This is a genomic window from Burkholderia sp. AU28863 (assembly GCF_002223195.1).
GTDB classification, from domain to species: domain Bacteria; phylum Pseudomonadota; class Gammaproteobacteria; order Burkholderiales; family Burkholderiaceae; genus Burkholderia; species Burkholderia sola.
The window spans coordinates 272,879-290,545 of record NZ_NKFE01000006.1 but is presented as its reverse complement, the minus strand read 5'-3'; the positions used below and the strand labels follow the sequence as shown (position 1 = coordinate 290,545).

General features: G+C 68.2%; 18 protein-coding genes and 1 pseudogene. 11 read left to right on the top strand and 8 right to left on the bottom strand.

The window, feature by feature from the left end; genetic code table 11:
• Window positions 1–341 precede the first annotated feature (341 nt).
• Window positions 342–851 carry a GNAT family N-acetyltransferase gene (locus CFB81_RS27965; protein WP_089437522.1) on the bottom strand — a complete coding sequence of 170 codons (510 nt, stop codon included), beginning with the start codon at window positions 849–851 and terminating at the stop codon, window positions 342–344.
• Window positions 852–1,133: 282 nt separating this feature from the next.
• A complete protein-coding gene (locus CFB81_RS27960) occupies window positions 1,134–1,781 on the bottom strand; it encodes a glycine zipper 2TM domain-containing protein (RefSeq protein WP_089437304.1) in 648 nt (215 codons plus the stop codon).
• A gap of 461 nt (window positions 1,782–2,242) precedes the next feature.
• Between CFB81_RS27960 and CFB81_RS27955 the strand changes: the two genes are divergently transcribed.
• Genes CFB81_RS27955 through CFB81_RS27945 form a run of 3 tightly spaced genes read left to right on the top strand, consistent with a single transcriptional unit; the run spans window position 2,243 to window position 5,179 of the window.
• Window positions 2,243–3,442 carry an amidohydrolase family protein gene (locus tag CFB81_RS27955; RefSeq protein WP_089437303.1) on the top strand — a complete coding sequence of 400 codons (1,200 nt, stop codon included), beginning with the start codon at window positions 2,243–2,245 and terminating at the stop codon, window positions 3,440–3,442.
• A gap of 21 nt (window positions 3,443–3,463) precedes the next feature.
• Entirely contained in the window at window positions 3,464–4,648 is a 1,185-nt protein-coding gene (locus CFB81_RS27950; protein WP_089437302.1) for an amidohydrolase family protein, read from the top strand.
• 54 nt (window positions 4,649–4,702) lie between these two features.
• Complete coding sequence (locus CFB81_RS27945; protein ID WP_089437301.1) at window positions 4,703–5,179, top strand: nuclear transport factor 2 family protein; 477 nt, start codon at window positions 4,703–4,705, stop codon at window positions 5,177–5,179.
• A gap of 54 nt (window positions 5,180–5,233) precedes the next feature.
• On the opposite strand, the gene CFB81_RS27940 is transcribed toward CFB81_RS27945, so the two are convergent.
• Window positions 5,234–6,097 (bottom strand): LysR family transcriptional regulator, encoded by an 864-nt coding sequence (locus CFB81_RS27940; protein WP_069621693.1) that lies wholly within the window; start codon window positions 6,095–6,097, stop codon window positions 5,234–5,236.
• A 584-nt stretch (window positions 6,098–6,681) separates the two neighbouring features.
• On the opposite strand from CFB81_RS27940, the gene CFB81_RS27935 reads away from it, so the two are divergent.
• Together CFB81_RS27935 and CFB81_RS27930 are read left to right on the top strand one after the other, a co-directional pair.
• On the top strand, window positions 6,682–7,482 hold the full coding sequence (locus CFB81_RS27935) for an ABC transporter substrate-binding protein (protein WP_089437300.1): 801 nt from the start codon (window positions 6,682–6,684) through the stop codon (window positions 7,480–7,482).
• Between the two features lie 30 nt (window positions 7,483–7,512).
• Entirely contained in the window at window positions 7,513–8,361 is an 849-nt protein-coding gene (locus CFB81_RS27930) for a phytanoyl-CoA dioxygenase family protein (protein WP_089437299.1), read from the top strand.
• 77 nt (window positions 8,362–8,438) lie between these two features.
• On the opposite strand, the gene hutC is transcribed toward CFB81_RS27930, so the two are convergent.
• Window positions 8,439–9,176: a histidine utilization repressor gene (gene hutC / locus CFB81_RS27925; protein ID WP_089437298.1), complete on the bottom strand. Its 738-nt coding sequence runs from the start codon at window positions 9,174–9,176 to the stop codon at window positions 8,439–8,441.
• Window positions 9,177–9,207: 31 nt separating this feature from the next.
• The gene (locus CFB81_RS27920; RefSeq protein ID WP_050013406.1) at window positions 9,208–9,750 is read right to left on the bottom strand and encodes a helix-turn-helix domain-containing protein; all 543 of its coding nucleotides are present in this window, start codon (window positions 9,748–9,750) and stop codon (window positions 9,208–9,210) included.
• 134 nt (window positions 9,751–9,884) lie between these two features.
• Between CFB81_RS27920 and CFB81_RS27915 the strand changes: the two genes are divergently transcribed.
• Genes CFB81_RS27915 through CFB81_RS27905 form a run of 3 tightly spaced genes read left to right on the top strand, consistent with a single transcriptional unit; the run spans window position 9,885 to window position 12,313 of the window.
• Window positions 9,885–10,667, top strand: a complete 783-nt coding sequence (locus CFB81_RS27915; RefSeq protein ID WP_089437297.1) for an aldolase — start codon at window positions 9,885–9,887, stop codon at window positions 10,665–10,667.
• 48 nt (window positions 10,668–10,715) lie between these two features.
• Entirely contained in the window at window positions 10,716–11,612 is an 897-nt protein-coding gene (locus CFB81_RS27910; protein ID WP_069621689.1) for a dihydrodipicolinate synthase family protein, read from the top strand.
• On the top strand, window positions 11,609–12,313 hold the full coding sequence (locus CFB81_RS27905; protein WP_089437296.1) for an MOSC domain-containing protein: 705 nt from the start codon (window positions 11,609–11,611) through the stop codon (window positions 12,311–12,313). Before CFB81_RS27910 ends, CFB81_RS27905 begins: the two co-directional genes overlap by 4 nt.
• A 17-nt stretch (window positions 12,314–12,330) precedes the next feature.
• On the opposite strand, the gene CFB81_RS27900 is transcribed toward CFB81_RS27905, so the two are convergent.
• Entirely contained in the window at window positions 12,331–13,092 is a 762-nt protein-coding gene (locus CFB81_RS27900) for an SDR family oxidoreductase (RefSeq protein ID WP_069621687.1), read from the bottom strand.
• Between the two features lie 417 nt (window positions 13,093–13,509).
• Between CFB81_RS27900 and CFB81_RS27895 the strand changes: the two genes are divergently transcribed.
• Window positions 13,510–14,220 (top strand): YceH family protein, encoded by a 711-nt coding sequence (locus tag CFB81_RS27895; protein WP_069621751.1) that lies wholly within the window; start codon window positions 13,510–13,512, stop codon window positions 14,218–14,220.
• Window positions 14,221–14,327: 107 nt separating this feature from the next.
• Here CFB81_RS27895 and CFB81_RS27890 read toward each other — a convergent pair whose 3' ends face one another.
• Both CFB81_RS27890 and CFB81_RS27885 read right to left on the bottom strand, forming a co-directional pair.
• Window positions 14,328–14,753, bottom strand: coding sequence for a hypothetical protein (locus CFB81_RS27890; protein WP_089437295.1), 426 nt, complete (start codon window positions 14,751–14,753; stop codon window positions 14,328–14,330).
• A 29-nt stretch (window positions 14,754–14,782) separates the two neighbouring features.
• Complete coding sequence (locus tag CFB81_RS27885) at window positions 14,783–15,337, bottom strand: hypothetical protein (protein WP_069621685.1); 555 nt, start codon at window positions 15,335–15,337, stop codon at window positions 14,783–14,785.
• 282 nt (window positions 15,338–15,619) lie between these two features.
• Between CFB81_RS27885 and CFB81_RS27880 the strand changes: the two are divergent.
• Together CFB81_RS27880 and CFB81_RS27875 are read left to right on the top strand one after the other, a co-directional pair.
• Window positions 15,620–16,749: pseudogene (locus tag CFB81_RS27880) on the top strand (3-deoxy-7-phosphoheptulonate synthase).
• A gap of 433 nt (window positions 16,750–17,182) precedes the next feature.
• Entirely contained in the window at window positions 17,183–17,611 is a 429-nt protein-coding gene (locus CFB81_RS27875) for a PRC-barrel domain-containing protein (RefSeq protein WP_069621683.1), read from the top strand.
• The last annotated feature ends 56 nt before the right edge of the window (window positions 17,612–17,667 follow it).

The window sequence follows — 17,667 nt, the reverse complement described above, 5'->3', positions numbered from 1 at the left end:
ACCGGAAGGGGCGCCCATGGCGCCCATCGTCGTCGTTCATCTTTCCCTCCCCCGATCACCCGCATCGAAGCGGGTAACGCGCCGCACCTTCATCGTCACGCTCGGCTGCGACGACCCACTCGCGAACGATACGATGTGCACGCGAGCACCGGTCGTGCAGAACGTGACGGTAACGTCGCCGGGCCGATCTAGGCATTCCACGTGAGCGCGATGACGCCGACGAACGTGACGATTGCCGGGCAGGTCGTCAACACGACGATCGCCGACAAGCGATGAGATGAGGCGACACGCCACGACGCTCGCGTGCGGCCGGCTGGTACTTGCACGCGAACGCGAATACGCTACGCCAGCGTCTTCACCATGTAGTGCTCGTCGTAGAAGCGGCCATCGACGAACATCGAGCGCGGCTCCGTGCCGAACCGCACGAACCCCTGCGACGCATACAGCCGCTCCGCGGCGTGGTTGACTTCGTTCACGCACAGCATCAGCTGGCTGCATCCCCACGCGTTCGCCGCATGCGCTGTCGCGCTGTCGAGCAACGCCTGCGCGATGCGTTGCCCGCGATACGCGGCGTCGACGTACACGCCCCAGATCGTCGCCTTGTGCGCGATCTTCGTGCGCGCATCGCGGCGTACCCCGGTGATGCCGACGAGCGTGTCGCCGTCGAACGCGCCGAACACGGCTTGTGCCTGCGTCGGCGTGAGGCGCTTCGCGAATTCGTCGACCGGCACCTGCGACTCTTCGTCGAGCGTCGGCAGGAAGGACGTGGGCGCGGTGTGGACCGCACGCAGGCGGACGGTCTGGAACTGCGCCGCGTCGGCGGCGTCGAGCAGGCGGATCGTTGTCGTCATCGTCATCGGCGGCATTCCGGTTGAGGGGGGCATGCCGGCGCCGCTGCCGCGGTCGCGGGATGCATCGTCCTTATCCTAATAGGAATCCGGATGCCGCGTGGCGATGCGCGGCGCGTCGCACGCGCGGCGCGCACGATCGTGAACGGAGAAGACAGTGATGGCGGTGCGTCGTACCGCCATCAAGGCGGGAGCGCGTCAAGCGCATGCGCGGTCGCGTGGGTCTGGCGCACGACACCAAGCAGACGACGTGCGCGAGATCGACTCACGCGCACGCAACGGGAATCAATAGCGCGACAGCTGATTGCCGTTGATCTGCACGCGGTCGCCCGGACGCAGGTTGCCCGGCGACTGCACGTCGAACGAGCGCATCGAGCCGTCGCTGACCTGCACGTCGATCCGATAGCTGCTCGGGCCTTGCGCGGCGCCCATCTGCTGACCGATCTGGTTGCCGGCCACCGCACCGCCGAGCGCGCCGATCACGGTTGCCGCATCGCGGCCATGACCGCGGCCGAACTGGTTGCCCACCAGGCCGCCGACCAGCGCACCGACGACGGTGCCGGCCACGCCCGACGGGCCGACCGAGCCGTTGACCGGCTGGATGTTCGACACGGTGCCGTACTGCGTGCCGTACGGAGTCGCGTATTGCTGTTGCGGGTTGCCGTACTGGTCATACGGCTGCGAGCCGTATTGCGACGGATTACCGTATTGATCGTATGGTTGCGGCGCCTGGTTCGGATACGCCGGCTGCTGCTGCACGTAGCCCGGCTGCGAATACGCGGGCTGCGCATAGCCGGGCGTCGCGTATTGCTGCTGCGGATAACCCGGCTGCGCGCCGTAGTAGCCCGGCGCGACGCAGGCGGTGAGCGGAAGCGCCGCCACGGCGACGAGCGAGGCGAACAGAACGGTCTTCGTGGAAGGCATGCGCATCATGATGATTCCTGCATCGGCAACGTGTCCGCCGATGGATTCCCGTCGGGGGTGGCGAACTCGGCGTGAGTATAAGGAATGGCCGGATGCGCGTCCGGTGCGGCCGGGTAACAACGTGTAAAGTCTGTTGCCGCGTAAATCGCCGGTGGGGCGGGGCGTCGAAGCTGCCGCCGGCAATGGCGCGACACGGTGCCCCGACGCACGCGTGCCGGGCACTGCGGCTCGCGCGCGGCCGCCGACATTCCAGCCGTTTCCCCGGCCGGCGACACCCGTCTGCGCGCCGGCCTGGCGGCCCTGCGCGCCACACATCGCGAAATCGAATGCGCAGCATCGCGACATTTAATTGGCCTCGCGCAGCGGCGTCCGATATCGTGGCCGCATTCCCTGCCAACGGCCGCGCCGGCCGCGGTTCCTTACCCCCAGGCCGCGCCGGTGTCGCGCTGCGATCGCTCCCATTCGAAGCCATGACCGAACGATTCTTCATCAACGCCCGCGACGCCGGTGGCCAACCCGTCAATCTCGTCGTCCGCGACGGCCGCTTTGCCGCGATCGGCGCCGACCGCCCGGCCGCGCCCGGCGCGCAGACGATCGACCTCGACGGCCGCGTCGTGCTGCCCGGTTTCGTCGACGGCCACATCCATCTCGACAAGAGCTTCGTCGGCGATCGCTGGGTGCCACACGAACCGGTCGACTCGCTGCGCGAGCGGCTCGCGGTCGAGAAGCGCCAGCTCGCGGCCGCGCCGCCGATCGTCGAGCGCGCGAACGCGCTGATCGCGCAGGCCGCCGCGTTCGGCACGATCGCGATGCGCAGCCACGTCGACGTCGATGCGACGACGGGGCTGTCGAACCTGCACGCCGTGATGGCCGCGCGCGAACAGTGGCGCGGGATCGTCGACATCGAACTGGTCGCGTTCCCGCAGGCCGGCGTGATCACGTGCCCGGGCACCGCCGAGATCCTCGATGCAGCCGTGCGCGAAGGCGCGGACGTGGTCGGCGGGATCGATCCGACGACGCTCGACGGCGACGCGGACGGCCAGCTCGACATCGTATTCGGCATCGCCGAGAAGCGCGGCGCGAAAATCGACATCCACCTGCACGAGCCGGGCGAAACGGGCATCGCGCAATTGCGGCGGATCGCGGCGCGCACGCGTGCGGCCGGGCTCGGCGGGCGCGTGAACGTGAGCCATGCGTACGCGCTGGGCCAGGTGAGCGACGACGACGTGGAGCGCACCGCCGCGGCGCTGGCCGACGCCGGCGTATCGATCCTGACGAATGCGCCCGGCGACTGCGCGTTCCCGCCGGTGCAACGGCTGCGGGACGCGGGCGTGCACGTGTTCGCGGGCAACGACAACATCCGCGACGCGTGGTGGCCGTACGGCAACGGCGACATGTTGCAGCGCGCGATGATGGTCGGCTACCGGTCGGGCTTCTACACCGACGACGCGCTCGGCATCGCACTCGACATGGCGACGCACGCCGGCGCGCGCGCAATCGGCAAGGAGAACTACGGGATCGCGGTCGGCTGCGACGCGAGCTTCGTCGCGGTGCGTGCGCCGAATGCGGCGGCGGCCGTCGCGGGCGTGCCGGCCGAACGCTGGGTATTCCGCCGCGGCGAAAGCGATACGGGCGCACCGTTCGCGCCGTCGCTGCGCTTCACGCGCTGACCGACCCCGACCGGAACCGACATGACGAACCTGCTGATCCGCAACGTCCGCACGAACGCCGACGCCGCGCTCGACATCCTGATCGAAGGCGATCGCATCGCGCGGGTCGGCCCGTCGCTCGACGCGCCGGCCGGCTGCGCGATCGAGGACGGCGCGGGCGCGTTGGCGCTGCCCGGCCTCGTCGAAGGCCACACGCACCTCGACAAGACCCACTGGGGGATGCCGTGGTATCGCAACGAGGTCGGGCAGCGTCTCGTCGACCGTATCGAAAACGAACGCCTCTATCGCGCGACGAGCGGCCATGACGCGGGCGCCGCGTCGCTCGGGCTGGCGCGCGCGTTCCTCGCGGCCGGCACGACGCGTATCCGCACGCACGTCGACGTCGATACCGACGCCGGGCTGCGCCATCTGCACGGCGTGCTGGCGACGCGCGAGACGCTGCGCGGGCAGGTCGAGATCCAGATCGTCGCGTTTCCGCAATCGGGCGTGCTCGGGCGGCCGGGCACCGACGGGCTGCTGTCCGACGCGCTCGATGCCGGCGCCGACCTGCTCGGGGGGCTCGATCCGTGCGCGATCGAAGGCGATCCGGTCGAAGCGGTGGACCTGCTGTTCGCGATCGCCGAACGCCACGGCCGCGGGCTCGACATCCATCTGCACGAGCGCGGGTCGATGGGCGCGTACTCGCTCGACCTGATCCTGCAGCGCACGGCGGCGCACGGCATGCAGGGGAAGGTCACGATCAGCCATGGCTTTTGTCTCGGCGATCTCGCCGAATACGAGCGCGATGCGCTGCTCGCGCGGATGGCCGAGCTCGGCGTGGGAATCGTCACGACCGCGCCGGCCGCGGTGCCGGTGCCGCCCGTGGCCGCATGCCGCGGGGCGGGCGTGACCGTGATCGGCGGCAACGACGGCGTGCGCGACACGTGGACGCCGTACGGTTCGCCCGACATGCTCGAACGCGCGATGCTGATCGGCATGCGCAACGATTTCCGCCGCGACGACGCGCTCGAAGTCGCGCTCGACTGCGTGACGTACGGCGCGGCGCGCGGCTGCGGTTTCGCGGAGTACGGACTGCAGCCGGGCAGCCGCGCGGACGTCGTGCTCGTCGATGCGCTGACGTGCGCGGAGGCCGTCGTCGCGCGGCCGGCGCGGCGCGTCGTCGTATCGTCCGGAAGGATCGTCGCGCGCAATGGCGCGCTGGTCTGAGCGCCGCGTCGTCTCGGTATGATCCGGTTTTCAGCCGGATGTCGGGAGACGACGATGCGACGCACGACCGCGGCACGGGCCGCACGATGGATGGCGGCGGCCCTGTTCGCCGTGAGCGCCGCGCAGGCGGTGGCGACCGGCTCGGCCGACGACGCGCAGCAGGAAGCCAACCGGCGCACGGTGCTCGCGTTCTACGAGAAAGGCTTGAACGAGAAGGATGCGGACGCCGCGCTCGCGTATGTCGGCGATCGCTACGTGCAGCACAACCCGAACGCGGCCGACGGACGTGACGGCTTCCGCAAGTTCGTCGCGTTTCTGCGCGACACATATCCGCAGTCGCACAGCGAGATCAAGCGCTCGTTCGTCGACGGCGACTACGTGATCCTGCACGTGCACGCGGTGCGCGAACCGGGCACGCGCGGCAGCGCGATCATGGACATCTTCCGGCTCGAGCACGGCAAGATCGTCGAACACTGGGACGTCAATCAGCCGGTGCCCGAGCAGGCCGCGAACGGCAACACGATGTTCTGACGCGTGTGGCGCGCGGCGCCCCATGTGCCGCCCCCGTTTTGAATTCCGCTTCGCCTACCGCCCTTCGAGCTCCAGCATCGCCGCGAGCGTCTTCGTCAGCGCGCTGACCATCGGGTCGGCGGTCGGCCGGTGCAGGATCGCGATGTCCATATGCTCGATCGGCGCGAAGCCCTGTTTCGCGGTCAGCACCACATGCTCGTCCGTCACCACGCGCGCGGGCAGCACGCTGATGCCGAGCCCGTCCGCGACGGCCGCCTGGATGCCGCTCAGGCTCGATGTCGTGAAGCTGATCCGCCAGCGGCGGCCGCGCTCCTCGATCGCCTTGATCATGTCGTCGCGGTAGAGCCCGCGCGGCGGGAACACGACGATCGGCACCGGGTCGAGATCGATCGACGGATGCTTCGCGCTGTCGATCCAGCGTAGCTTCTCCGGCCAGCGCACGACGGCCTCGCGGCTGTCGCGCCGCTGCTTGATCAGCACGAGGTCGAGTTCGCCGCGATCGTACGCGGCGCTGATGTCGCGGCTCAGCCCGCACGTCACTTCGAGCTTCACCTGCGGATGCTCGCGCTTGAACGCCGCGAGCGCGTGCGTCGTGCGGCCCGCCGCGAAATCGTCGGGCACGCCGAGCCGGATCGTCAGCGCGACCGTCGCGCCCGACAGCGCCTCCAGCATCTCGTCGTTCAGCGCGAGCATGCGTCGCGCATAACTGAGCACCGTCACGCCCGCGTCGGTCGGCCGCACGTCGCGCGCGCCGCGGTCGAGCAGGCGGTGGCCGGCGATTTCCTCGAGCCGGCGCACCTTCTGGCTGACCGTCGACTGCGTCGAATGCAGGCGCGCGGACGCCGTCGTGAAGCTGCCGCAGTCGGCGACCATCACCAGCGCACGGAGCAGGTCGATGTCGAACAGGGGCCTATTCATTTATGCACTTCCAGGGATTCGGGCATTTCATTTTCAAATACGTGCGACGACTTTTAACATGGCGGGGTGCCGCGAGCAATCGCGGTTTCGCCGGACCCGGCGCGGCGTTTCGCGGCGCTTTTGTCTCGAAGGTCACTGGAATGCAGTTGATCAAGTAGTCGTCGCGCGCGCCGAAAAGGCGCAACACGCGGCGACCGCGCCGAGCCGCCTGCTGGGCGGTATAGGGCGCAACGTCAATTCCTCCTGGACACACCTTCGCGCCGACCATTCGTATAGACATCGCCGCACCACGGATATCCGAAAAGGACGCCCTCGGCGGCGCGCGCGCGTTGAACAGGGTAAACACCCGGAACTCCCCGCGTTAGCGCTGTATATCGAGCTCCGCCCTACCACTCCGGTCCCTGCTAGGCCTCGGTTCGCTTCGCACCCGGTTCTTCCCGCTTGCGCTCAAGAATTGAGCGGTCTAGACTGCATCTCGACTTCATCGAAGTCCCGTCTTTCGCGCCCCGCGCCGGCGTCCCGTCGCGCCGCCCCCAACCGGACGCCGGCGTCGCCCGCCGCGTCGAGACTTTCAAGGACATGCCATGCACCGCACCGCAAAGCTCCTCGTCACCGCGCTGGCGTTCGCACCGCTCGTATCGTTCGCGCAGGACGCGTCCACGATCCGCTGGGGTATCGACCCCACGTATCCGCCGTTCGAGGCGAAGCAACCCGACGGTTCGCTCGCCGGCTTCGACATCGACCTGCGCAATGCGATCTGCGAGCAGCTGCATGCGAAGTGCGTGTGGGTCGAGCAAAGTTTCGACGGGATGATCCCGGCGCTGCGTGCACGCAAGTTCGACGTGATCATGTCCGCGATGACGGCCACCGACGAGCGGCTCAAGCAGATCGACTTCTCGAACAAGCTGTATGCGTCGCCGGGCGCGCTGGTCGCGCCGGTCGGCTCGACGCTGCTGCCGACCGCCGCGTCGCTCGCCGGCAAGCGCGTCGGGATCGACCAGGGCACGACGCAGGAGGCGTACGCGAAGGCCGAATGGGCGACCAAGGGCGTGACGATCGTGTCGTACCAGAATCAGGACCAGGTGTATCAGGATCTCGTCAACGGCCGCCTCGACGCGACGTTCCAGGACAAGACGCAGGCCGGCTACTCGTTCCTGAAGACGCCGCGCGGCAAGGGCTACGCGTTCGCAGGCCCGGACGTGACCGACGCGCGGATCACCGGCTACGGCGTCGCGATGGGCATACGCAAGGGCGACGCCGACATGAAGAAGCGGCTGAACGACGCGATCGTCGCGATCCGCGCGAACGGCACATACCAGAAGATCGCCGCGAAATACTTCGACTTCGACATCTATGGCGCAAAGCAACTGACTGCGGCGCCGTGACCCCGTGACTCATCGATCGACAGGCACACCATGACGAGTATCCAGGATCGCGTCGCGCAAGCCGTGACGCCCGAACTGATCGCCGCGTTCCGCGAGGAAGGCGCGGTCTGCATCAAGGGCATCTTTTCGCCGGACGAAGTGGCCGCGCTGCGGGCCGGCATCGACGCGAACCTTGCCCAGCCGAGCGAGCGCGCGAAAGTCGCGAGCCGGCCCGACGATCCGGGCTGGTTCTTCGAGGATTTCTGCAACTGGCAGCACAACGACGCGTATCGCGACTTCATCGTGCGCTCGCCGGCGCCGTCGGTCGCCGCTGCGCTGATGGGCACGGACCACGTGCGGCTGCATCACGACCACCTGCTCGTGAAGGAGCCCGGCACGCGGCAGCGCACGCCGTGGCACCAGGACCAGCCGTACTACGACATTGAAGGCGACGACAACGTCAGCATGTGGATTCCGGTCGATCCGGTGCCGCTCGAATCGACGCTGGAATTCGTCGCGGGCTCGCATCGCGGGCCGTGGCTGATGCCGCGCACGTTCATGGACAAGGAGGCGAAGTGGTTTCCGGAAGGCAGCCTCGCCGATCTGCCCGACATCGAAGCCGACCGTGCGGCCTTCCCGATTCGCCGCTGGGCGCTCGAACCCGGCGACATGGTGTGCTTCCGGATGCTCACGCTGCATGCGTCGGGCGGCACGCAGAACCGTCGGCGCGCGTTTTCGATCCGCTTCGTCGGCGACGACATCCGTCACGCGCCGCGCCGCTGGAAAACGTCGCCCGATTTCCCCGGGCTCGCGGAACAACTGCCGGACGGCGCACCGCTCGATCACCCGCTGTTTCCGGTCGTGTGGTCGCGCGATGCGGGGCAGGTTGGCGCGATCTAAGCAGCGCGGGTAACGAACCCGGCGGCCGTTTCATGACGAAACGGCCGCCTGGCGTTCCTGGTGCGCGCGACGACGGATCAGGTCGGGTGGCGCCCCGCCCCCGGCTTGAAGCGCGAGCCGAGCCGGTAGCGGTTGCCCGGGTGCAGGAAGTGCACGAACGTGACGGGCAGCCCGTCCGTCCACGTGCGGCGCGTGAGCGTCAGGCACGGCTCGTCGGCGCGCATGTCGAGCAGCCGCGCCTGTTCGCCGGTCGGCAGCGACGCGTCGACGACGTGCTCGATTTCCAGTTCGTGGTGCGACACGTTGTTGTACAGGTATTCGGACGGCGGCTCGGTCTCGAAATCGTGATCGATGAAGCCGGGCGCGGCGGCCGGGTTCACGTAGCGGTCCTCGAGCTGGATCGGGCGGCCGTTTTCCTCGTGCACACACACCACGTGAAAGACCGGCGTGTTGACCGGCAGGCCGAACGCGGCCGCGACGTCGAACGACGCGGGCTCGCTCGACTGGCTCAGCACGCGGCAGCGGTATTCGTGCCCGCGCGCGCGGATCTCGTCGCGGATATGCGCGATCATCAGCAGGTTCGACTGCGGCTTCGCCTCGGCGACGAACGTGCCGACGCCCGCGATGCGCTTCAGCACGCCTTCCTCGGTCAGCTCGCGCAGCGCGCGGTTGACCGTCATGCGTGCAACGCCGAACTGCGCGGCGAGATCGAGCTCGGACGGAATGCGGTCGCCGGGGCGCCAGTCGCCGGACTCGACGTGCTGGCGAACGAGCGTCTTGATCTGCTGGAACGGTGCGGTGGCCTTGGTGACCATCGGAAGATCCTTGCGCGAAGAGGTGTCGAGGCTAGTCGTCGTGGCTGACGATGACCAGGATCTCCGCCTGCGCGGCGCCGAGGCTGCGCGTGCGGTGCGGGATGAGTGCGTTGAAATAGACTGAATCGCCGGTCCTGAGTTGCACCGTCTCGTTCGGAAACTCGATTTCGACGCGCCCCTTGTGCACGAACAGGAATTCCTCGCCTTCGTGCTCGCGGAACGTCGACGCGACGAATTCGTGCGGCGGATGCACGACGAACGGCAGCATCTTTTTCGGCGCGACGCCGGCTGCGATGCTCTCGAAGCGGTGCGCATGGCTGTCGGCCGCCGCGCCCATCGCGGTGCGCTCGCCGGCGCGCGTGACCGTGATCAGCTCGCGGTTACTGCTTTCCGAGAACAGTTGCTCGACGTCGACGTTCAGTGCCTTCGACAGCTTCAGCGCGACCGCGATCGACGGCACGCTCAGGCCGCGCTCGACCTTCGACAGATAACTCTTGGTCAGGCCGGTCTCGTCGGCCAGCACGTCGAGCGTCCAGCCTTTCTGTTTTCTGAGCAGCTTCAGGCGAATCGTCATGGGGCGCCAGGTGTCCTTCGAAAAACCGATTGTAACGCATGACACAAAGTGTCATTCGGTGTATTGTGTGTCACCTATGCCCGGGGAAACAGCTGCGGACGGCGCGGCAAACCCGGTCCATTCAGGAGGCGAACATGGCGGAAACGCTGAAGTTGACGAAGGAAGCGCTGGTCGCGCTGGCGGAGCGACGGCTTGAAAACGAAGTGGGCGACAGCGGCTGGTCCGCGCGGCAAAAGCTCGCGCTGACGTGCCGGATTTTGTTCGACGCCGGCCACGACTCGGGCCTGGCCGGGCAGATCACCTGCCGGGCGGATGCGGCCGGCACGTACTACACGCAGCGGCTCGGGCTCGGTTTCGACGAAATTTCGGCCGCGAACCTGCTGCGCGTCAACGAGGATCTCGACGTCGTCGAGGGCGAAGGCATTCCGAACCCGGCCAATCGGTTCCATACGTGGATCTATCGCGAGCGCCCGGACGTGAACTGCATCATCCATACGCATCCGGTGCATGTCGCGGCACTGTCGATGCTCGAACAGCCGCTGGTCGTGTCGCACATGGACACCTGCCCGCTGTACGACGATTGCGCGTTCCTGAAGGACTGGCCGGGCGTGCCGGTCGGCAACGAGGAGGGCGAGATCATCTCGAAGGCGCTGGGCAGCAAGCGCGCGATCCTGCTGTCGCATCACGGCCAGCTGGTGGTCGGCAAGACGATCGAGGAGGCGTGCATCCTCGCGCTGCTGATCGAACGCGCGGCGAAGCTGCAACTGCTCGCGATGTCGGCAGGCGAGATCAAACCGGTGCCGCCGGCGCTGGCGCGCGAAGCGCACGACTGGATCTCGAAGCCGAAGCGCGATGCGGTGACGTTCGACTACTACGCACGCCGCGCGTTGCGTACGCATCAGGATTGCGTCGCTTAAGCGCGCGCCGTTTCAATCTCGTCAGACAATCATTGAGGAATACAAATCGTGTCCATCCTGCTGAAAGGCATCATCGCCTATCCGGTCACGCCGTTTTCCGCCGGCGGCGACGTCGACCTGAAAGCGCTCGATGCGCTGATCGAACGCCTGATCGCCGACGGCGTTCACGCGATCGCGCCGCTGGGGAGTACCGGCGAAAGCGCGTACCTGTCCGATGCCGAATGGGAGGCCGTCGCCACCGCGTCGATTCGCGCGGTGCGCCGGCGCGTGCCGACCGTCGTCGGGATTTCCGATCTCACCACGGCGGGCGCGGTGCGCCGCGCCCGCTTCGCCGAACAGGCCGGCGCCGATGCGGTGATGGTGCTGCCGGTGTCGTACTGGAAACTCGGCAACGACGAGATCGTCGCGCACTACCGCGCGATCGGCGACGCGATCGGCATCCCGATCATGCTGTACAACAACCCGGCGACGAGCGGCGTCGACATGTCGCCCGACCTGATCGCGACGATCTGCAGGGCCGTCGCCAACGTGACGATGGTCAAGGAAAGCACCGGCGACATCGGCCGGATGCACCGGCTCGCGCAGTTGAGCGACGGGACGATCCCGTTCTACAACGGCAGCAATCCGATGGCGCTCGCCGCGCTGGCCGCGGGCGCGTCCGGATGGTGCACGGCCGCGCCGAACCTGAATGCCGCGTTGCCGCTTGCGTTGTTCGACGCGATGCGCACGGGCGACCTCGCGCGCGCCAGGTCGGTTTTTCACGCGCAGTTGCCGTTGCTGCAGTTCATCGTCAACGGCGGGTTGCCGGTGACCGTCAAGGCCGGGCTGAGGCTGCGCGGTTTCGATGCCGGCGAACCGAGGCGGCCGCTGCTGCCGCTCGGCGACGCACGCACGCGCGAACTCGAGCGCCTGCTCGCGGCGCTGCCGGATGGTGCGGCGGCATGAGCGACGGCGCGCGGCCGGCGATCGCGGTCGTCATCGACGCGGTGCGGATCGGCGCGAGCCGGCCGCTCGCCGGCACGCCGCACGCGAGCGCGATCGACAAGCAGCCGGTCGATGCGCGCCTGTGGCTGGGCGCGCTCGGCTTTGCCGGCGACGAGCAGGCCGATGCGCGGCATCACGGCGGCCCCGACAAGGCCGTTCATCACTACGCGCACGATCACTATGCATGGTGGTCCGGGCAGATCGGCGCGCGCGACGTGCTCGCCCGGCCGGGCGCGTTCGGCGAGAACCTGTCGACGCGCGGCATCACCGAGCGCGACGTGTGTCTCGGCGACGTATTCACGCTGGGCGGCGCGGTGCTCCAGGTGTCGCAGTCGCGGCAGCCGTGCTGGAAGCTCAACGCGCGTTTCGATCATCCGCGCATGGCGGCGCTCGTGCAGCAAAGCGGCCGGACCGGCTGGTACTACCGCGTGCTGCAGGAAGGCTGGGTGGCTGCGGGCGACGTGCTGGCGCTGCATGCGCGCCGCTACCCGCAATGGCCGCTGTCGGCGGTGCTCGACGTGCTGTATCGACGCACGCTCGACATGGCTGCGATCGAGGCGCTGTGCGACGTGCCGCTGCTGCCGCCCGGCTGGCGCAAGATGCTCGAAAAGCGCCGCACGGAGCGGCAGGTCGAGGACTGGACGAAGCGGCTCGAGGGATGACGGGCCGCGTCCGATGCTTACTTCGTCGGCAGGTTGCGCACGTCGGCCGTCGGCTCGGTGCCGAATGCGTCGCTCAGCACATAGCCGATCAGTTGTCGGGCGGTCGCCTCGGGCGTGGCGAGCGCGCCGCTCGACTTCAACTGGTCGAATTTCTCGCGCATCGGGAAATGCTTTTCGTCGGTCGCGCGGATCGTGGCCTGCATGCCCGTATCGACGACGCCCGGCGCGACGCTGCAGATGCGCAGCGCGTCGTTCGCGTCGAGCGCGACGGCGCGCGCATGGTGATCGAGCGCGGCCTTGGTCGCGCAGTAGATGCTCCAGCCCGCATACGCGTTGCGCGCCGCGCCGCTCGACAGGTGCGCGATCCGGCATTCGGTCGCGGCCGATGCGGCTTGCACGAGCGCGGCCGACAGCATCAGCGGCGCGGCGACGTTCAGGCCGACCGCGCGGGCGACGATCGTCGGGTCCTGCGCGGCGAGCGGGCCGATCGGATCGACGATGCCTGCGTTGTTGAACAGCAGCACGAGCGACGCGCCGTCCACGAAGCGGCGCAGCGTGTCGCCGGCCAGCCAGGCGGCGACGGCCGTGGAATCCGACAGGTCGAGTTCGACTTCGGCGAAGCGCTCGCCGGCCTGCGACGCGAGCGACGGATGGCGGCTGCGCGACACGCCGAGCACGGCGATGCCTTCCTGCAGCAGTTGTTCGGCGAGCGCAGCGCCGACGCCGCGGGTGTGTCCGGTGACGATGGCGCGCACGTGTGCGGGAGAAGATGCAGTCATGGTGGTGAACTGGTGAACTGGTGAGGGGGTGAGCGGGTTTGACGAGCGGCGCGCACGCACGGCGGCAGCGCATTCGGGGCGGGTGATGCGTGGTATCGACGTGCGAAGACGGTCGCGCGCGGCGCCGCTGATGTCGGGATGAACGCCTATCGTAGCGCCGGCATGTGCATCGCGCAAACGCCGGGGCGTGCGTGAAGGCGGAATCCGCGGCGCCGCGGCCCATGCAACGTCACGTTGCACCGCGTGCGATCGGGTGCGCCGCTACGTCGGACGAAAGCCCGCTGCGGCACGTGCGCACGCTGGTGCGGTGAGCGGCGCCGGGCCGGGCGTCGCGAGCTATCATATGGCTCGCCCGTGCGCGATGCCGCGCGGGCCGCGATCGTTTCCCTTCACCTGCTGCACGCCGCGACGCTACTCATGAACACCACGCCGGATACGCCCACGCCCCGCGCCCTGCGCGAACTCACGCCCCTCGAGGCCCGCATTCTCGGCGTGCTCGTCGAGAAACAGCACACGGTGCCGGATACCTACCCGCTGTCGCTGAACGCGCTGACCGCGGGCTGCAACCAGAAAACCGCGCGCGCGCCGGTGATGAACGTCAGCGAGGACGAAGTCACGACCGCACTCGACGGGCTGAAGCATCTGAGCCTCGTGATGGAAGGCAGCAGCAGCCGCGTGCCGCGTTTCGAGCACAACATGAACCGCGTGCTCGGCATCCCGAGCCAGGCGATCGCGCTGCTGACGATCCTGTTGCTGCGCGGCCCGCAGACGGCCGCCGAGCTGCGGCTGAACAGCGCGCGCCTGCACGGCTTCGCGGATATCTCGTCGGTCGAGGCGTTCCTCGACGAACTCGCGGCGCGTGCGCAACCGCTCGTCGTCCGGCTGCCGCGTGCCCCGGGTGCGCGCGAGAACCGCTGGATGCACCTGATGTGCGGCGAAGTGAACATGGCGGACTTCGCGAGCGTGGAGGCCGGCGGTGGCGCGGATTCGGTGCCGCCTTCCGAATTCGAGGCACTGAAGGCCGAGCAGAAGCGCCTCGCAGACGAAGTGGCGCGCCTGAATGCGCTGGTCCAGCGGATGGCGAGCGAACTCGGTATCGACGTCGACGCGCCGGGCGACGCGGGCTGACCGACACGCGAGGCACCTGAAACGGAGTGACACCGGCGCATACGCGCTCACGCGCTCACGCGCGCGCCGGGTGACGAACGCGCTCCGCCACCCTGCCCGAAGCCGCATTACCAGCGGCACCCCGCCTTCGCGGACGCATCGACGTCCTGCGCCCACGCGAAATCCGTTTGCTTGCCGGTGCGTGCGTTGCGGTACGTCATCGAATAGACGATCGCGCCCTGGCTCGTCATCTCGTACTCGCCGTTGATCTTGCCGTCGACCATTTCCCACCACGTGGTCGTGAACTGGTACGGCCGGCCCTCCGCCAGTTCTTCGTGATCCTCGTGCTTGAACAGCAGCGGGATCGCCGTCTTCGACTTCGCATACCGGACGATACCGCCTCGCCACTTGGCCGCGTCGTCGTAGTACGTGCGTAATTCGAAGCGCACGGGTTTGTCGCCGCTCGTCTGAAAACACAGCACTTCCGTACTGACTTCCGCCGACGCGGGCAATGCGATGCACAGCAGCAGCAACGCAGCGAATGTTTTTTTCATGTGCGTCCGTCCGTAATGGAAAAAGCGTTTCAACCGACACTGATTCGCGTGGCGCCCGCATCGACGAGCCGGAACAGCAGATCCTCGACGGCCGCGCCCGGCGCCGAGCCGAGATCCGCGTTGACGCGCCATCCGTGCTCCGTGTTCGCCGGTTCCGACAGATAGTGAACGATGCCGTGCAGGCCGTCTTCGGCCGGCATGCTTTCGTCGTCGGCGTCGAACCACGCGAAGAACCAGGTCTTGAACACATCGGCGGCCGCGGCTTCGTCGAGACCGTCGGCTTCGATCGTCGCCCAGTCCCACACGAACGGATGGATCGATACGGCTGCCGTTTCGAGCTCGAACGCGAACGGCTCGAAATCCAGTTGCGTGGTCGAATCGACCATCGCCGGCTGGCCGGCCGATTCGCCTTCGCCGTGAATGGTGTCGGCCCGGCATGGCAGCGCGAGCGGGCCTTCGGTGGCGAGCGTGCCGTCGGCTTTCCGGTAGGCCGGTTCGACGACGGCCGCCGGTTGCGCGGCCGCTTGCGCGAGCAGGTCGGCGTAGGGTTGGCGGATGGCGCTGAGCAGGTCGGATACGGTCATCGTGGCGTGTCGGGCAAGGGGTGAGCGATCGATCGCAGGCAAGCGGTGCATCGTGCCGCCTGCGCCGAACGGGGGGCCGCATCGGCAGCGGACAGCCACGATCGTACGGCACCGCGGTGACACCCGACCACTCGGCCGAATGGCCGGCGGACCCCGATCGCCGTCACTTCACGACCGTCGTGCCGATTCCGGTCGACTTCCCCGCAACCCGCCATCGTTGCGCGCGGGTGCCATAATCGAGCCTGCCCATCATTCCAGACAGACGTCCCCCGGAGAATCACCATGCAGAACCTCGACAATCCTTCCCACGATCGCGAGGTAGGCAGCGCCGACGCGACGCAGGACACCACGCGCATCGACGACGTCCGCATCGGCGCGGTGCGTCCGCTGATTTCGCCCGCGCTGCTGCTCGACGAGCTGCCGGTGCCGGCCGCGACGCAGACGCTCGTCGAGGATACGCGCCGCGCGATCGGCGATATCCTGCACGGCCGCGACGACCGGCTGCTGCTCGTCGTCGGCCCGTGTTCGATCCACGATCACGACCAGGCGCTCGATTACGCGCGCCGCCTGAAGGCCGCCGCCGACGCGCTGAAGGACGACCTGCTGATCACGATGCGCGTGTACTTCGAGAAGCCGCGCACGACGGTCGGCTGGAAGGGGTACATCAACGATCCGCGCCTCGACGGCAGCTTCCGCATCAACGAAGGGCTGCGTGCCGCGCGGCAACTGCTGCTCGACATCAACGCGCTGGGCCTGCCGGCATCGACCGAATTCCTCGACCTGCTGAGCCCGCAGTACATCGCCGACCTGATCGCGTGGGGCGCGATCGGCGCCGTACGACTGAAAGCCAGAGCCATCGCCAGCTCGCGTCGGGCCTGAGCTGCCCGATCGGCTTCAAGAACGGCACCGACGGCGGCGTGCAGGTCGCGTCGGACGCGATCGTCGCCGCGGCCGCGAGCCATGCGTTCATGGGGATGACGAAGATGGGGATGGCCGCGATCTTCGAGACGCGCGGCAACGACGATGCGCACGTGATCCTGCGCGGCGGCAAGAACGGGCCGAACTACGATGCCGGGCACGTCGAAGCGAGCTGCGCGGTGCTGCGCAAGGCCGGCTTGCGCGAGCAGGTGATGGTCGACTGCTCGCATGCGAACTCGAACAAGTCGCATGAGCGGCAAATCGAGGTCGCGCAGGATCTCGCGCGGCAGTTGGGGCAGGGCGAGCACCGGATCGTCGGTGTGATGGTGGAGAGCCATCTCGAAGCCGGCAGGCAGGACCTGAAGCCGGGCGTGCCGCTGCAGTACGGCGTGTCGATCACCGATGCGTGTTTGAGCTGGACGCAGACGGAGCCGGTGCTCGACGTGCTGGCGGAAGCGGTGCGGCATCGCCGGGTGTATTCGCGGAATGCGTGATGCCGCGCGGCGGCGCGGTGCCCGCCGCGTGGTTCGATGTGTTCGATACGCCGCGAAGATCGGGCGCTCGTCCATGAGATTGCCCTGATCGACCGGCCACGGCGCCAGCCACGGCGCCATTTTCCGCGCCGCGCCCCATCTGTTTGCACGATCCTTGATCCTGATCCGGCTCATCCCGCCTGCCGCGTTGCACGCTCAACGCACGATCCGGCGAATCCCGCTACCATGAAGACGTGTTGCTCGCTGCAGTCCGGCCACGCACACACGCAGTGGCGGCGCGGCCGGCCGCCATGCGACCGACGAAGCGCGGGGCGGCCATCCGCGGGGCGGCCATCCGCGGGGCGGCCATCCGCGGGGCGCTCACCGATCAGCCATTGCGCCTGCCTCGCTTCGCCCCCGGAATCAACAACAACCGAACCGGAGTGCAATACACATGAAGTTCTACAAGACCCTCCTCGCAGCAACCATCCTCGCTTCGAGCGTCAGCGCGCATGCGCAGATCGCGGGCGCGCAGCCGATCAGCGTGACCGTCGAGCAATCGCAGGCGCTGCTCGAAGGCTGGAGCGTGAAGAAGAGCGTGCTCGGCAAGACCGTGTACAACGACGAGAACCAGAAAGTCGGCAAGGTGCGCGACCTGATCGTCGCGCCGGACGGCTCGGTGTCCGCCGCGATCGTGTCGGCAGGCGGCTTCCTCGGCGTGGCCGCGCATGACGTCGCGGTGCCGATCGCGTCGCTCGACGTGCGCAACGGCAACATCTACCTGCCGGGTGCGACCAAGGAAGCGCTGAAGGCCACGCCGGCGTTCCAGTACGCGAAGGTGCCGTCGGCGCCGAAGCCGAAGAAGGTCGACGAGAAGCACTGATCCGCTATCTCGCGCGCACCCGTTGCCCGTCGCGACGGGGGCGCGTGTCCTCGCGA

What these genes read in the sequence shown, in the direction of transcription:
- CFB81_RS27950 (WP_089437302.1), top strand. Translation starts at nt 3,464, where the DNA reads ATGACGAACCTGCTGATCCGCAACGTCCGCACGAACGCCGACGCCGCG.
- CFB81_RS27955 (WP_089437303.1), top strand. Translation starts at nt 2,243, where the DNA reads ATGACCGAACGATTCTTCATCAACGCCCGCGACGCCGGTGGCCAACCC.
- hutC (WP_089437298.1), bottom strand. Translation starts at nt 9,176, where the DNA reads ATGGTCACCAAGGCCACCGCACCGTTCCAGCAGATCAAGACGCTCGTT.
- CFB81_RS27915 (WP_089437297.1), top strand. Translation starts at nt 9,885, where the DNA reads ATGGCGGAAACGCTGAAGTTGACGAAGGAAGCGCTGGTCGCGCTGGCG.
- CFB81_RS27885 (WP_069621685.1), bottom strand. Translation starts at nt 15,337, where the DNA reads ATGACCGTATCCGACCTGCTCAGCGCCATCCGCCAACCCTACGCCGAC.
- CFB81_RS27965 (WP_089437522.1), bottom strand. Translation starts at nt 851, where the DNA reads ATGACGACAACGATCCGCCTGCTCGACGCCGCCGACGCGGCGCAGTTC.
- CFB81_RS27900 (WP_069621687.1), bottom strand. Translation starts at nt 13,092, where the DNA reads ATGACTGCATCTTCTCCCGCACACGTGCGCGCCATCGTCACCGGACAC.
- CFB81_RS27875 (WP_069621683.1), top strand. Translation starts at nt 17,183, where the DNA reads ATGAAGTTCTACAAGACCCTCCTCGCAGCAACCATCCTCGCTTCGAGC.
- CFB81_RS27895 (WP_069621751.1), top strand. Translation starts at nt 13,510, where the DNA reads ATGAACACCACGCCGGATACGCCCACGCCCCGCGCCCTGCGCGAACTC.
- CFB81_RS27960 (WP_089437304.1), bottom strand. Translation starts at nt 1,781, where the DNA reads ATGATGCGCATGCCTTCCACGAAGACCGTTCTGTTCGCCTCGCTCGTC.
- CFB81_RS27905 (WP_089437296.1), top strand. Translation starts at nt 11,609, where the DNA reads ATGAGCGACGGCGCGCGGCCGGCGATCGCGGTCGTCATCGACGCGGTG.
- CFB81_RS27890 (WP_089437295.1), bottom strand. Translation starts at nt 14,753, where the DNA reads ATGAAAAAAACATTCGCTGCGTTGCTGCTGCTGTGCATCGCATTGCCC.
- CFB81_RS27930 (WP_089437299.1), top strand. Translation starts at nt 7,513, where the DNA reads ATGACGAGTATCCAGGATCGCGTCGCGCAAGCCGTGACGCCCGAACTG.
- CFB81_RS27935 (WP_089437300.1), top strand. Translation starts at nt 6,682, where the DNA reads ATGCACCGCACCGCAAAGCTCCTCGTCACCGCGCTGGCGTTCGCACCG.
- CFB81_RS27945 (WP_089437301.1), top strand. Translation starts at nt 4,703, where the DNA reads ATGCGACGCACGACCGCGGCACGGGCCGCACGATGGATGGCGGCGGCC.
- CFB81_RS27940 (WP_069621693.1), bottom strand. Translation starts at nt 6,097, where the DNA reads ATGAATAGGCCCCTGTTCGACATCGACCTGCTCCGTGCGCTGGTGATG.
- CFB81_RS27920 (WP_050013406.1), bottom strand. Translation starts at nt 9,750, where the DNA reads ATGACGATTCGCCTGAAGCTGCTCAGAAAACAGAAAGGCTGGACGCTC.